The following is a 14,449-nucleotide window of genomic DNA, read 5'->3' as shown; positions in this document are numbered from 1 at the left end:
GGATCAGTCGAAGATATCGAACAGGTCGAAACGTTTCTTCTTGCCGTAGTGGCCCTGGCCGTGGTGGCGGCGCTCGTCGTCGTGACGATAGTCGGGGCGATGGTCGGAACGCTCGCGGGGCCGTTCGTAGTCGGGCAGGCGCGGCGTCGAGACCTGGGGGTCGCCCCGCTCCATGGCCATCAGCTTCTCCAGCTCGCCGCGGTCCAGCCACACGCCCCGGCATTGGGGGCACATGTCGAACTCGACGCTGGCGCGCTGCACGGCCTGCATGGAGGCGTCGCAATTGGGGCACATCAGAAGCGGCATCGGGCGGTCCCTGTCCTGTTGATGGACGGGTGCCCTCGAAGCTGAGCCGGCGGTGGAGGGAGGGGGACAACCGGACCCAGACATCGAGAACACCCGATGCGGTCCGACATCACGAGTGCTTGCATCACTCGCCAGAGGGGCCCGGCCCGCTCTTGAGAATTAGGAGGTCACTGTGGCGGTTCAAGGGCCGCGCGCAGAAATTCTTCTCGCAGGCGGCGCGCCCCCTCCTGCCCTTCGGCCACCTCCCCCAGAGGGGGAGGAATAACGAAAAAGGCCCCGGATTTCTCCGGGGCCTTTCCGATCGTCTTCGAGGTCGAGCTTACGAAGCGTAGAATTCGACGACGAGGTTCGGTTCCATCTTCACCGGATACGGCACTTCCGACAGTTCCGGCACGCGCACGTAGGTGGCCGACAGGCCCTTGGCGTCGACGGTGATGTATTCGCAGAAGTCACGTTCGGCCGAGGCCACGGCTTCCAGAACCAGCGCCATGTTGCGCGACTTTTCGCGAACGGCGACGACGTCGCCGATCTTGACGCGGTAGCTGGCGATGTTGACGCGCTTGCCGTTCACGGTCACGTGGCCGTGGTTCACGAACTGGCGGGCGGCGAACACGGTCGGGACGAACTTGGCGCGGTAGACGATGGCGTCCAGGCGCGATTCCAACAGACCCACCAGGTTTTCAGCCGTGTTGCCCTTGCGGCGCGCGGCTTCTTCATAGGTGCGCGAGAATTGCTTCTCGGTCAGGTTGCCGTAGTAGCCCTTCAGCTTTTGCTTGGCGCGCAGCTGCAGGCCGAAGTCCGAGACTTTCTGCTTGCGGCGCTGGCCGTGCTGGCCGGGGCCGTAGGACCGCTGGTTCACCGGCGACTTGGGCCGGCCCCAGAGGTTTTCGCCCATGCGGCGATCGATCTTGTACTTGGCGCTATGGCGCTTGGACATAAGTCACTCTTTTAGCTCGATCCGGGCCGGCGCCCTCGGAAGGGTGCGATCTCAACGGCGGCTTCGGGTCAGTCCGTCATGCGTTTTTCGCGCCGTCCGGCAAGCCGGCGGCGAGAAGGGGCGGTTTATGACGGAGGGTGGTCGGTGAGTCAATCAGCACAGCGCGGCGATCGACTCCCGGCGATAGCGATCGGCTATCCGGCCGCGATGGACGCGGTCATCAGACCAGGCGTGAACCGTGGGAGCGAACGCGCCACCTCGATCGGATAGACGCCTATCGCCCTGGGGCCATAGCCTTTCCAACGTCCGACCCAAGGCGTCAGGTTGTCGAGTACGTATTTGTCGTCGATCAGCAGCACGGCATGGGCCTGCTTGCCGTATCCGAACACGGCAAGCTGCATGCGCGACGGCTTCCAGCCCAGCTGTTGCAGCACCCGCGCCTTGGTCAGCACGAAATCCTCGCAATCGCCCTTGCCGTCGACGGGATCCTCGACCCAGACGTCGGCGATCCCGTAGTGGTCGAAATCATCGGTGGCCACGATGGCCTTGTTGGTTTCGCGGGTGACGCACAGCAGTTGCGCCTCGCCCACCCGGGCTCCGCAGCTGCTCGTCAGCGCCTGGGCGCTCGAGCTCATCACATAGGCCGCCGAGAACAGGCCGCACATCACGCCGAACGCCATCCCGATCAGGAAAGCGCCACGAAGCTTCAAGACCTCCACCGGGGACTCAGAGACCCAACATATCCAGAATGAAGACGTTCGCTTTCTTGAATTATAGTCGAGAGATTCGATCTAATGTTCGATATGAATTCCTGTAATTCTTCATTTCCGCAGGTCATATTTGTTACCTCGTTGAGATAACATTCGCATTTCTATGTGTTCAGTTAGAGACCAATGGTTAAGCTAAAGAATTGAAGTGATTTATTTAGCAATATCATGAATTAGTTCAGTTTTTATATCTATTTATGACCTTTAAAATAGTTCCATGATTTGTTTTATATCTAGATATTGTGAGTATTATTTTCACATCGCCGCTCAATATGAACAACGGTTCATAGTAACGGAACTTACAATGCACCTATACACCATTAGAATACAGGCAGATTTAATGTGTATTTTCCGGGACTTGTGTGGATTGGAAACGCGCTCAGTCAGCAGCCGGGACAGGGCGCCATGGCCGCCTGCCGTCGAATCCGAGAGCCGATCGCGCGGACGGCCGGCGCCAGCCTCCGCTAACGGGCCGCCGCGACGGCCGTGTTCATCAGGCCCGGTGTGAACCGCGACAGCGACCGCGCCACCTCGATCGGATAAACACCCATGGCCCTGGGGCTGTAGCCCTTCCAGCGTCCAACCCAAGGCGACAGATTGTCCAGGACATAGGTGTTGTCGATCACCAGCACGGCATGGGCCTGCTTTCCATACCCGAATACGGCCAGGTTCATGCGCGACGCGCTCCACCCCAGTTGCTGGAGGACACGAGCCTTGGTCAGGGCGAAGTCCTCGCAATCGCCCTTGCCGTCGGCGGGGTTCTCGACCCAGACGTCGTCGACCCCGTAGTGGTCCAGATCGTTGGTGACCACGATGGCCTTGTTGGTTTCGCGGGTGACGCATTGCAGCTGCGCCTCGCCGCTCAGGGCCGCGCAGCGGGCCGCCCGCGCCCGGGCGCTGGAACCGACCACGTAGGCGGCCGCCAGGAATCCGCACAGCGCTCCGAAGCCGGCGCCGAACAGGAAAGCCTTGCGCAACGTCACGGCCGCCACCGACGCCTCGGCGACATGCCGCCGTCGAAGCAATCGCGATCAATCGCGCCAGTCAGAGCCTGATTGTTCCATGGAACATTCAGTCTGACACCACGCACGGTAACCCTGAAAATCAGCATTGCGTGTCACCTCGATACGGCAACACTCACGACGCGATGTGTTATATTAAAGGCAAATAGTTAAGTTGTGGAGTTTCCAGCAACCTTAGCCGTAATTACCCAATAATTTCGCACATATACAAACCATTTCAGGCGTCAAAATACTAGCACGATGCACAATCATTGACCAATCTTGGGCCTATTCTTGCCAGCTCAGCCATCAAGGCTCGACAGTTTCTGGAAAGGCTGGCGAGGTGCGCGCGCCCTAAAGCCTGGCCGCGTGCCAGGCCACATGCTCGCCGATGAAGCTGGCGATGAAGAAGTAGCTGTGGTCGTAGCCTGCCTGGCGACGGACGGTGACCTTGCGGCCGACCTTGGCGGCGGCGGCCTCGATCAATTCGGGCTTCAGTTGGCCTTCCAGGAAGCTGTCGGCCAAGCCCTGGTCGATCAGGATCTCGTCGAAGCTTTCGCCCGCCCCATCCTCGATCAGGGCGGTAGCGTCGTGGGCCCGCCAGTCGGCGCGGTCGGCGCCCAAATAGGCGGTCATCGCCTTGTCGCCCCAAGGGCAGTTCAACGGCGAGACGATCGGCGAGAAGGCGCTGACCGACTTGAACAGGTCCGGGTTGCGCAGGGCGATGGTCAGGGCCCCGTGGCCGCCCATCGAATGGCCGAAGATCCCTCGCCGGACCGGATCCAATGGAAAGGCGCCGTCGACAGCCTCCAGCAGGTCCTGGGTGACATAGGAATACATCTTGAAGTGCGGCGCCCACGGGGCCTGGGTGGCGTCGACATAGAACCCCGCTCCCTGCCCCAGGTCGTAGGCCGGATCGTCAGCGACGCCCTCTCCGCGCGGCGAGGTGTCGGGCGCGACGATGGCGATCCCGTGCTGGGCGGCCCAGGCATAGACGCCGGACTTGGTGGTGAAGTTGTCCTCGGTGCAGGTCAGGCCCGACAGCCAGACGAGATAGGGGAACGGCCCCTCCCCGTCCGGCGTCCAGATCGTGAACCTCATCGGCGTGCCGGTGCTGGCGCTGGCGTGGCGGCAGTAGCGCAGAGTTCCGTCCTGGGTGCGGTGGGTGGCGGTGATTTCGACGGTCATGGGTCAACTCCAACGATCCTTCTCCCCTTGCGGGGGAAGGTGGCCTGCGGAGCAGGTCAGATGAGGGGTCTCTCAGAACCGTCCGCGCAACCCCTCATCCGTCGCCTGCGGCGACACCTTCTCCCGCAAGGAGAGAAGGATGAAGACTTAGAACGTCACCACGGTCCGGATGCTCTCGCCGGCGTGCATCAGGTCGAACGCCTCGTTGATGCGCTCCAGCGGCAGGACGTGGGTGATCATCGGGTCGATCTGGATCTTGCCGTCCATGTACCAGTCGACGATCTTCGGCGTGTCGGTGCGGCCGCGCGCGCCGCCGAAGGCGGTGCCCCGCCAGACCCGGCCGGTGACCAGCTGGAACGGACGGGTCGAGATCTCTTTCCCCGCCTCGGCCACGCCGATGATGATGCTTTCGCCCCAGCCGCGATGGCAGGCCTCAAGCGCCTGGCGCATCACCGTGGTGTTGCCGGTGGCGTCGAAGGTGAAATCGGCGCCGCCGTCGGTCAGGGCCACCAGATGGGCGACGATGTCGCCGTCGATGGTCTTGGGATTGACGAAGTGGGTCATGCCGAACTTGCGGCCCCATTCCTCGCGGGCGGGATTGATGTCGACACCGACGATCATGTTGGCGCCGGCCAGCCGGGCGCCCTGCAGCACGTTCAGGCCGATGCCGCCCAGACCGAAGACGATGACATTGTCGCCGGGCTTGACCTTGGCGGTGTTGATCGCCGCGCCCACGCCCGTGGTGACGCCGCAGCCGCAATAGCAGGCGCTTTTGAACGGCGCGTCCTTGCGGATCCTCGCCACCGCGATCTCGGGCAGGACCGTGAAGTTCGAGAAGGTCGAGCAGCCCATGTAGTGGTGGATGGTCTGGCCCTTGTAGGAGAAGCGGCTGGTGCCATCGGGCATCAGTCCCTTGCCCTGGGTGGCGCGGATCGCCGTGCACAGGTTGGTCTTGCCTGAAAGGCAGCTTTTGCACTGGCGGCATTCGGGCGTGTAGAGCGGGATCACGTGGTCGCCGACCGCCAGGCTGGTGACGCCGGGGCCGACCTCGACCACCACGCCCGCGCCCTCGTGGCCCAGGATCGAGGGGAACAGCCCCTCGCTGTCCAGCCCGTCCAGGGTGTAGGCGTCGGTGTGACAGACGCCGGTGGCCTTGATCTCGATCAGCACCTCGCCGGCCTTGGGACCCTCCAGGTCGACCTCGACGATCTCCAGCGGCTGTTTGGCGGCGAAGGCGACGGCGGCGCGGGTTTTCATGGGCGGATCTCCGGAAGGGCGAGTCGGCGGCCAATCTGCCGCCGACCGCCCGCCGGGTCGAGCCCCTAGGCCGTCGTGTGGTTGCGGATGGCGTGGACCACGTCGGTCAGGGTCATGATCGTGGCGTCGACCCGTTCGTGCGGATCCGAGCCCACAACCTTGGCGGCCAGGCCCTTGGACAGGGCTTCGCGCAGATGGCCCAGGGCCCGCGGCGGAGCGACCAGGATCAGTTGGTCGAAGCTGTGGGCGTGAGCCACCTCCTCCAGCTTGTGGGCCAGATCCTTGACGAAGGCGCGCTCGGCGCGGTCGTGGGGGTCGCCTTCATGCGGCACCGGGCCGCTTGAATGCGGATGGCGCTCCTTGAGACCGGCCAGCCATTCGGGGCGGTCGTGCAGCGGGCCGTCCAGCCGCGCCTGTTCCAGAAGACGGGCCCGGTGGCCGTCGGCGACCACCACCAGGGTGCTTGCATCGGGGATCATGGCGAAACTCCATCGCGGTTGACCCCGCACCGATGCGCCCGCTCCAGACCCGCCGCTATGATGTCGATCAATCCGCCGGCGGATCGGCGGCCTTCTTGGCTTTCTGCTCGGCCAGCTTGGCCAGCACCCGACCTCGTCCCTTCGACAGGGCGGTGACCACGCCGCGGAAGGTGCGGACCTCCTGCTCGGTCAGCCGGGCCCGGGCCAGCGGGGCGCGCAGGTTGCGGACCATCGACGGCTTCTTCTCGGGCGGATGGTAGAAGCCCGCCTTCTCCAGCTCGTCCTCCAGCTGACCATAGAGGCCCAGCAGGCTGGACTGGTCGGCAGGCTCGGCGACGTTGTATTCGAACCGCGACCAGGGGCGGTCGTCGACCGTCATCTTCCACTCGTAGGCGTTGATCGACACCGCCTGGGCCAGGTTCAACGACCGGAAACGCTCGTCGATCGGGATCGAGACGATGGCCTGGCACAGGGCGATGTCGTCGGTCTCCAGCCCGGCCCGTTCGCCGCCGAACAGCAGGCCCACGGCGAAGCCCTGGGCGACGTCGGTCGCCAGGTGGGCGGCGGCTTCACGAGGGGTATAGATCGGCAGGCGGGTCTCACGCGGGCGGGCTGTGGTGGCGAACACCAGCTTCAGGTCGGCGATCGCTTCGGCCAGGGTGTCGAACACCTTGGCGTTGTCGAGCGGCCAGTTGGCGCCCGAGGCGCTGGGCCAGGCGCGCTCCTGGGGCCAACCGTCGCGCGGCTTGACCAGACGCAGGTCGGCCAGGCCGAAATTAGCCATCACGCGGGCGACCGCGCCGATGTTTTCGGCCATCTGCGGATGGTTGAGGATCACGCAAGGCGGGGGAAACTTCGAAGTCATCGCCACCCTTTGCCGCCGGACCGCCGCGCGGTGCAAGCCCCACAATGGCGGTTCATGCGTTTAGCGACAGTCCAGCGTTCGCTAAAGCTAATCGAGACCGCCCCCGTCATGATGTTCCGACATGCCGCCGCCCTTGTTCTGACCCTGGCGCTGGCCGGCTGCGGCGAGCCGCCGATGCTGGGCCAGACCGACCCGCTGTTCGACCGCCAGAAGATGGAGGCCAACTTCCAGCCCATCGCCGACCGCGTCGCGCCGGGCCGTCTGGGCGTGGCCGTCGAGGACCTGGGCACCGGCCAGATCATCTCGTTCAACGGCGACAAGCGCTTCCCGCTGCAGGGGGTGTTCACGGCCCCGCTGGGCGCGGCGGTGATGGCCGAGGTCGAAGCCAAGCGTCTGCGGCTGGACGATGTCGTGCTGATCGAAGACGTCGACCTCTCCCCGCCGCCCAGCGGCATCGCCGACGCCTGGTCGGGACCCGCGACCTACACCGTCCAAGACCTGCTGGAGCGCGCGATCATCGAGGGCGACAACACCGCCGCCGACGTGCTGATGAAGCGGATCGGCGGCCCCGGTGCGGTCACCGCCTGGTTGCAAGGCCGCAAGGTCAACGCCCTGGACATCGACCGCTACCAGCGCCAGCTGCAGCCCGACAGCTTGGGTCTGGCTTCGTTCAGGGCCGGCTGGAAAGGCGAGGCCGCCTATCGCACCGCCCTCGACAAGGTCCCGCTCACCGAGCGCCATCGCGCGATCCGCGCCTATCTGACCGACCCCCGGGACACCGCCACCCCCTTGGGTTTCCTGCGGTTCCTGGAAGCCGTGAACCAGGCCGAGCTGCTCGAGCCGGACTCGCTGGGCTTACTCGGCCGGATCGTCGGCCAGGTCGGGGGCGGGACCGGTCGCCTGCGCGCCGCCCTGCCCAAAGGCGCCCGCTTGAACCATGTGCCCGCCACTGCCCGCACCGATCAGGGCTTCACGCCCGTGGTCAACGACATCGGCGTCTACACCCTCAAGGACGGCCGCAAGTTCGCGGTTGTCGCCTTCGTGTCGGGCTCGCCCTTGACGATCGCCGAGCAGGAAGAGGCGATCGCCGACGTTGGCCGTGCGGTGATCAAGGCGGCGAAATAGCCTTAGCCCGCAGCGCTGACGTCGTGGTTCCGCGGGTCATCCGCGCCCGCGCCAAGGCCTCCAGCAGCTGCGCCGGGCGTACGGGCTTGGTCAGGTGGAGGTCGGCGCCGACGGCCTTGGAGGCCGAGACGTGCTCTTCCATGGCGTTGGCGGTCAGCATGATCAGCAGGCATGGCTGGACGCCGGCCGCGGCTTCGCGTTCGCGGATCATGCGGGTGGCGGTCAGGCCGTCCATCACCGGCATCTGCATGTCCATCAGGATCGCGTCGAACGCGCCGGGCGTGAAAGCGTCCAGCGCCGCCTGCCCGTCCTCGACCATGGTCAGGGCCAAGTCGAACGGCCCCAGGATGACCTCGACCACCTTCCGGTTGGTGGGGTGGTCCTCAGCGACCAGCACCCGCAGGCCTTCCAGCGAGATCTCTTCCTCGTCGTCCAGAACCTCGTCCTCGACGGCGCGGACGCGCTCCAGCGGCAGATCGACTTGGAAGGTCGCCCCGCGACCCAGCACGGCGCGGGCGTCGATGCGACCGCCCATCATGTCGACCAGCGCCGAGCAGATCGACAAGCCAAGGCCCGTGCCGCCGAACTGGCGGGTGATCGACTGGTCGGCCTGGACAAAGCGTTTGAACAGGCGCCGGCGCACGGTGTCGTCGAAGCCGACGCCCGTGTCGCTGACGATGAAGCTGAGCCCGCTGTCCGCGCGCTCGACGCTCAACGCGATCTCGCCGATGGAGGTGAACTTGACGGCGTTGGCCAGCAGGTTGTTGAGGATCTGGCTGATGCGCCCGGCGTCGCCCAGATAGCTGCCCGGGACGCCGGGCTGGATCGACCATTTGAAGTCCAGACCCTTGGCCTGCGCCGAAGCGCGATGCAGTTCGGCGACACCGCCGACCACGGTGGCCAGGTCGAACGGCGCCGGGGTCAGCTGGAACTGGCCCGCCTCGATCTTGGAGACATCAAGGATGTCGCTGAGCACATGCTCCAGCAGCCGACCCGACGAGGTCACCAGGGCGGCCAGCTCCCGCCGGCGCTCGGGATCGGTCTCTTCGGCCAGGCGATCGCCGATGGCGATGACGCCGTTCAGCGGGGTGCGGAGCTCGTGGGACATGTTGGCCAGGAACATCGACTTGGCCTGGTTGGCGCGCTCCAGCTCGTCCGTGCGCTCGGCGACCCGCTCCTCCAGCGAGCGCAACAGCTCGATATTGCGGTCGCGCTGGCTGCGCAGGGTGCGGGCCAGGGCGCCGATCTCGTCGGCGCGGTCCTCGATGGGCTCGGCTTGGTCGACGGCGCCGGTCCGGTGAGCTTCGGCCAGCACCCGCAGCGGCCGCTCGACGGTGTGGCGCATCACTCGGTAGAGCAGCGCCCCTTGGACGATCACCCCCAGCACGCCGAACAGCAGCACCCATGAGGCCGTCTTGACCGCCGACCACACCAGATTGTCGAGCGGAAAGCTCATCAGGAAATACCAGTCGGGCTCCTTGAGCCTGCCATAGGCGATGACCTGGTCGCCATGGCGCAAGGCGCCGACGTCGCCGCCGCCCGTGCGGATCTTGCGGACGACGTCGGCGACGCCCTCCTGGGTCTGGACCCGCACCAGGGTCTGGGCGTCGACGACGCCGTTCTTGGCCAGCCCCGGGGCGGCGATCAGCTCGCCGTCCGACGAGACGATCATGTTGCGCCCGCCCGGCAGGGCGTCCTCGACCGCCCGCAGCAGATAGGAGTCGAGCGACAGGCTGGTGCCCCAGGCGCCCAACTGCTCGCCGCCATAGTCGAACGGCGTCATGCAGGCCGAGTTGAGGCCCCGGCCGCTGGGATCTGACAGCAGCTTGCGCAGCTTGGTGCACTTCATCACCCGCTTCGGGTTCTGTTGCGCCTGCGTCAGCAGGGTCATCTCCTCGCCGCTGACGTCAAAGGTCGGCGGGGCGCGGTGGCGATAATAGGTCAGGCGGTCCGGGCGGCGCGGCGCGAACATCACCAGCCGGGTGTCGGGCGTGAAGAAGTAGAAATTGTCGTAACGGTTCAGCTCGGCCTCGCCGGTGTGCGAGACGACCTGAACGGCGGCCAGGAACAGCGCCTTTTGTCGCTGGGTCAGCTTGTCGGCGTCGCGGAGGTAGCCGCCGACCCCGTAGGTATAGTCGCCGGCGACCATCCCGCCGTCATAGAGGAGGTCGGACGTACGCCGCGTGCCGTCTCCCAACTTGGGGAATTGGGCGTCGAACTCGCGGTCCACGGTGGCGGGATCAATCACCGCCAGGCGACGGGCCAGGGAATCGGAAGCCGCCTCGTGCACCTTCACCAGGTCCGAGAACAATCGGTCCTCGGTCTTGACCCGCTCGGCGGCGTATTCGGCCAAATGACGCACCTGAGCGTCAATGGCGGCCTGCTGCACGAAGACGAAGGTCACGACCGTGGCCAGGCCTGTCACCGCTATGGACAGGATCGCGACGATCGCCAGCAGCCGCCGCGCGAGAGGCGAAGTGACGTCGGCTATGGCTCCACGCTTCTTCACGCCCCGTTTGTACCCCAAGAACCCTCAACAAGGATTTACACGCGGATCAAAGACTTAGCCTGCGAAAACGGCTTCACCGCGGCTTCAGGCCGACCTCGGCTTTCCCCCCGGCCCGCAACAGTCTATAGGCACGCCGTCCGCGCCGCTCCCAGGCCCTGTGCGCCAAAGAGTCACAGGCGCGCCACCGCGAGAGGAAAGACCCCGCAATGGCCAAGATTAAAGTCGCCAACCCTGTCGTCGATATGGACGGCGATGAAATGACCCGGATCATCTGGAAGCTCATCAAGGATAAGCTGATCTTCCCGTACCTGGACCTGGAGCTCGACTATTTCGACCTCAGCATCGAGAACCGCGACGCCACCAACGATCAGGTCACCATCGACGCGGCCGAGGCGACCAAGAAGCACGGCGTGGCCGTGAAGTGCGCGACCATCACGCCCGATGAGCAACGCGTCACCGAGTTCAATCTGAAGAAGATGTGGAAGTCGCCGAACGGCACGATCCGCAACATCCTGGGCGGCGTGATCTTCCGCGAGCCGATCATCTGCCAGAACGTGCCGCGCCTGGTGCCGGGCTGGACCCAGCCGATCATCGTCGGCCGCCACGCGTTCGGCGACCAGTACAAGGCCACCGACTTCCTGTTCCCGGGCAAGGGCGTCCTGACGATGAAGTTCGTCGGCGAGGACGGCGCGGTCATCGAGCACGAGATCTACCAGGCCCCCGGCGCCGGCGTGGCCATGGGCATGTACAACCTCGACGAGTCGATCCGCGACTTCGCCCACGCCTCGTTCGCCTACGGCCTGGGCCGCGGCTATCCGGTCTATCTGTCGACGAAGAACACCATCCTGAAAGCCTATGACGGCCGCTTCAAGGACATCTTCCAGGAAATCTTCGACGCCGAATACGCCGACAAGTTCAAGGCCGCCGGCATCCACTACGAGCACCGCCTGATCGACGACATGGTCGCCTCGGCCCTGAAGTGGTCGGGCGGCTACGTCTGGGCCTGCAAGAACTACGACGGCGACGTGCAGTCCGACATCGTGGCGCAGGGCTTCGGCTCGCTGGGCCTGATGACCTCGGTGCTGATGACCCCGGACGGCAAGACGGTGGAAGCCGAGGCCGCCCACGGCACCGTGACCCGCCACTATCGCCAGCACCAGAAGGGCGAGAGCACCTCGACCAACTCGATCGCCTCGATCTTCGCCTGGACCCGTGGCCTGGCGCACCGCGCCAAGCTGGACGACAACCAGGCGCTGGCCGACTTCGCCCACACCCTGGAGAAGGTCTGCGTCGACACCGTCGAGAGCGGCTTCATGACCAAGGACCTGGCCCTTCTGGTCGGCGACAAGCAGTCGTGGCTGACCACCGAAGGCTTCCTCGACAAGATCGACGAGAACCTGAAGAAGGCGATGGCGGCCTAGCACCGTCTCTCCTTTTCGAAGACAGCGAGCGCCTCTCCCGCAAGGGAGAGGCGTTTGCGTTCCCGGGTCGGCCCCATGTCCTCGTCACGCGGGAAACCTTGCGGCGCGGCGGGGATTAGGGTGTCTATGCGAACCTTGATCTTCTTCGCGCGGGAGCGGCGATGACCGTTCAGAAGCGACTGTGGGACCTGGTGGTTCTGGCGATCTTCGTCTTCGCCACCCTCTTCGCCACCGCCCCCTGGTTCGCCTTTCGCGCCCTGAAGGCCGCCGCCCAATACGAGGACGCCCAGGCGATCGGCGAACTGGTCGACTTCCCGGCGGTGCGCAGGAGCCTGACCGCCGAGCTGAACGAGACCCCGGCCGCCGCCGCTCCGGCCGAACCGCCCTCGATCTGGCGCGACCCCATGAGCGTCTTCAGGCGGGCCATCGGACCGATCGCCCCGCCCGAACCCAAGGTCGACCGCTACCTGACGGTCTCGGGCCTGTCGGCCTTGACCCGAGGCTATGCGCCGGGCGCGGCGCCGGCCCCGCTAGCCAAGGCCACGGCGATGGACAAGGCCAAGGCCGCCGTGGCCGGCCCGCACGCGACCATCGCCTATTGGGATCCCAACCGGGCGCGCATTTCGGTCAAGCGCCCGGGCCAGCCGCCCAAGACGACGGTCTTCACCTTCCGCCGCGACAAGCTGTTCACCTGGCGGCTGGTGCATATCCGCCTGCCTGCGGACGAGCGCTGAGCCGGCCGGCGCATCGAGCGCCGCTGGACCGCCCGCCGTCGCTGATGGTATCGAGCCTTGCCTTGTTTCGGCCCCGACTCCTTGTCGGGCTTCAATTCCGTTGGACGCCGCGCTTATCGTCGTCCCAGCTCCTGGTGGCGCCTTGACCCCTCTCTTGCTCGACGTGCCGCAGCGGGTCGTGCCCTTTTTCCTGCTGGTCGCGGCGGGCGTGACCCTGGCTCGGTTGCGCTTGTTCGACGCCAGGATGTCGGCGGGGCTGTCGAGCTATGTCTACTGGATCGGCTTTCCCGCCCTGCTGGTGCACTCGCTGTCGAGGGTCGGCGCGCCTGATCGCGCCCTGGCCCTGGGCCTGGCGGCTTACGGCGCCTGCGCCCTGCTGGTCGTGGCCTTGATGGCCGCCATCGGAATCGCCCTGCGCTGGACACGCGAGGAAAGGGCCGGCGGATCCCTGTCGGCCAGTCTGGGCAACAGCGCGTTCCTGGGCCTGCCGATCGCAGCGGCCGTGCTGGGCCCCGAGGCCGCGCGCCTGTCAGCCGGCGCGGTCGCCGTGGATTTCGTGGTCGTGGCGGCCATCGGCGTGGGCCTGCTGGGCTGGGCCGGCGGCCGGTCGACCTGGCGCTCGCTGATGCAGGCCCTGCGCAATCCGATCGTGCTGGCGGCCATGACCGGCTCGGCCATGGCCCTGCTGGGACTATCCCTGCCCGGTGTGATCGATCGGGCGGTGGGCGCCGCCGCCGCTTCCGGCAGTCCCGTGGCCCTGGTCGCGCTGGGCGTCGCCCTGGGCTTGACCGGCCTGCCGGCGGCCGGCGTGCCCTGCGAGCCCACCGACGAGGAGCCGTCGCCCACGCCCCGCTGGGGGCCGATCCTGGTCGCCGCCGTCGGCAAGCTGATCCTCATGCCGACCCTGGCCTGGTACGCCACCGGCCTGGTGGACGCACCCCTGCCCTTCCGCCTGGGCGCGACCCTGCTGGCCGCCACCCCGACGGCCGTCAACGTCTTCATCCAGACCAAGGCCTATAACGTGTTCGAGCGAGGCGGGGCGCGGATCGTGGCCCTGACCACCGCCGTCTCCTGCGTCAGCCTGTCGGCGATCGCGATCCTGCTGGAACGATACGCGGGGGCGTGACCGCCGACAGGGCCGCCGTGTCGCTCTCGTCCTTCAGCCCCACGCCGGTCAGGCCCAGCCGCAGGGCCTCGCGGGCGTGCCAGGCCAGTTTGAACGCCGCGGCGTCATAGCTCAGCCCTTCGGCGCGAATGTTCGAAACGCAGTTGCGCTCGGCGTCGCTGCGCCCGACCTTGGGCGCGAAGGTGATATAGGCCCCCAGGCTGTCGGGTGACGACAGACCCGGCCGTTCGCCGACCAGCAGGATCACCAGCCGCGCGCCCAGCAGTTCACCGACAACGTCGCCCAGCGCCACGCGGGCCTGGCGGGCGATGACCACCGGACCCAGACGCCAGCCGGCCTCTCGAGCCATCGGCAGCAGCGCCTCGACGAGCGGCGCGGCGTGGGCGTGAACCGCGGTGCTGGACAGGCCGTCGGCGATGACGATCGCCAGGTCGCAGGCCCTGGGCTTGCGAGCGACCAGGGCGGCGCGTCCGGCCTCCGACAAGGTTCGACCCAGATCCGGTCGGCGCAGATAGGACGCCCGGTCCGGCGCGGCGCTGTCGACGACCGCCGTCTCCAGCCCCAGGCCCTGGATCGCCGCCGCCGTCGCCTCGGCCTCGAACGGCGCGTGGACCGCGTCGCGGGCCTGGGCGTGGGCCAGGGCGAAGCCCAGCACCTCGGCGGTCGGCAGGCTGGATCCCGTCCGCCCCAGGGCGATGCGGGCCGGGGTGTGGCGGCGCAGGGCCGTCCAGGGA

14 protein-coding genes and 1 pseudogene are annotated in these 14,449 nt (G+C 66.4%); 4 read left to right on the top strand and 11 right to left on the bottom strand.

The genetic code is table 11. The features are described 5' to 3' along the window. Positions 1–3: 3 nt before the first annotated feature. The 9 genes and pseudogenes from WAL33_RS05575 to WAL33_RS05535 all read right to left on the bottom strand — a co-directional run bounded on the left by WAL33_RS05575 (position 4) and on the right by WAL33_RS05535 (position 6,800). Positions 4–306, bottom strand: coding sequence for a zf-TFIIB domain-containing protein (locus WAL33_RS05575; protein ID WP_422179298.1), 303 nt, complete (start codon positions 304–306; stop codon positions 4–6). Positions 307–625: 319 nt separating this feature from the next. Next, a complete protein-coding gene (gene rpsD / locus WAL33_RS05570; protein ID WP_422179296.1) occupies positions 626–1,243 on the bottom strand; it encodes a 30S ribosomal protein S4 in 618 nt (205 codons plus the stop codon). 194 nt (positions 1,244–1,437) lie between these two features. After that, positions 1,438–1,953, bottom strand: coding sequence for a transglutaminase-like cysteine peptidase (locus tag WAL33_RS05565; protein WP_422179294.1), 516 nt, complete (start codon positions 1,951–1,953; stop codon positions 1,438–1,440). A 521-nt stretch (positions 1,954–2,474) separates the two neighbouring features. Beyond that, positions 2,475–3,002, bottom strand: coding sequence for a transglutaminase-like cysteine peptidase (locus WAL33_RS05560; protein ID WP_422179293.1), 528 nt, complete (start codon positions 3,000–3,002; stop codon positions 2,475–2,477). A 363-nt stretch (positions 3,003–3,365) separates the two neighbouring features. Continuing rightward, positions 3,366–4,199: an S-formylglutathione hydrolase gene (gene fghA / locus WAL33_RS05555; RefSeq protein WP_422179291.1), complete on the bottom strand. Its 834-nt coding sequence runs from the start codon at positions 4,197–4,199 to the stop codon at positions 3,366–3,368. Between the two features lie 16 nt (positions 4,200–4,215). Further along, a pseudogene (locus WAL33_RS05550) lies at positions 4,216–4,340 on the bottom strand (hypothetical protein); the annotation flags it as partial. Between the two features lie 6 nt (positions 4,341–4,346). Beyond that, a complete protein-coding gene (locus WAL33_RS05545) occupies positions 4,347–5,456 on the bottom strand; it encodes an S-(hydroxymethyl)glutathione dehydrogenase/class III alcohol dehydrogenase (protein ID WP_422179289.1) in 1,110 nt (369 codons plus the stop codon). A gap of 65 nt (positions 5,457–5,521) precedes the next feature. Next, on the bottom strand, positions 5,522–5,935 hold the full coding sequence (locus WAL33_RS05540) for a host attachment protein (RefSeq protein WP_422179288.1): 414 nt from the start codon (positions 5,933–5,935) through the stop codon (positions 5,522–5,524). Between the two features lie 67 nt (positions 5,936–6,002). Further along, positions 6,003–6,800 (bottom strand): RNA methyltransferase, encoded by a 798-nt coding sequence (locus WAL33_RS05535; protein WP_422179286.1) that lies wholly within the window; start codon positions 6,798–6,800, stop codon positions 6,003–6,005. Between the two features lie 108 nt (positions 6,801–6,908). On the opposite strand from WAL33_RS05535, the gene WAL33_RS05530 reads away from it, so the two are divergent. Beyond that, the gene (locus tag WAL33_RS05530) at positions 6,909–7,925 is read left to right on the top strand and encodes a serine hydrolase (protein ID WP_422179284.1); all 1,017 of its coding nucleotides are present in this window, start codon (positions 6,909–6,911) and stop codon (positions 7,923–7,925) included. Here WAL33_RS05530 and WAL33_RS05525 read toward each other — a convergent pair. After that, positions 7,909–10,434 carry an ATP-binding protein gene (locus WAL33_RS05525; protein WP_422179282.1) on the bottom strand — a complete coding sequence of 842 codons (2,526 nt, stop codon included), beginning with the start codon at positions 10,432–10,434 and terminating at the stop codon, positions 7,909–7,911. The two genes, WAL33_RS05530 and WAL33_RS05525, sit on opposite strands and share 17 nt — an antisense overlap. 206 nt (positions 10,435–10,640) lie before the next feature. On the opposite strand from WAL33_RS05525, the gene WAL33_RS05520 reads away from it, so the two are divergent. From WAL33_RS05520 to WAL33_RS05510, 3 genes are all read left to right on the top strand, one after another. Further along, on the top strand, positions 10,641–11,855 hold the full coding sequence (locus WAL33_RS05520) for an NADP-dependent isocitrate dehydrogenase (protein WP_422179280.1): 1,215 nt from the start codon (positions 10,641–10,643) through the stop codon (positions 11,853–11,855). A 161-nt stretch (positions 11,856–12,016) separates the two neighbouring features. Continuing rightward, positions 12,017–12,589 (top strand): DUF2939 domain-containing protein, encoded by a 573-nt coding sequence (locus tag WAL33_RS05515; RefSeq protein ID WP_422179278.1) that lies wholly within the window; start codon positions 12,017–12,019, stop codon positions 12,587–12,589. A gap of 142 nt (positions 12,590–12,731) precedes the next feature. Beyond that, positions 12,732–13,715, top strand: coding sequence for an AEC family transporter (locus WAL33_RS05510; protein WP_422179276.1), 984 nt, complete (start codon positions 12,732–12,734; stop codon positions 13,713–13,715). Here WAL33_RS05510 and eutC read toward each other — a convergent pair. Then, the coding region (gene eutC / locus WAL33_RS05505; RefSeq protein WP_422179274.1) for an ethanolamine ammonia-lyase subunit EutC at positions 13,666–14,449 on the bottom strand (784 nt) is incomplete at its 5' end. The two genes, WAL33_RS05510 and eutC, sit on opposite strands and share 50 nt — an antisense overlap.

This window comes from Caulobacter sp. (genome assembly GCF_049283275.1).
GTDB lineage: Bacteria > Pseudomonadota > Alphaproteobacteria > Caulobacterales > Caulobacteraceae > Caulobacter.
The sequence above is the reverse complement of the archived record's forward strand: the minus strand, read 5'-3'. Positions and strand labels throughout refer to the sequence as shown.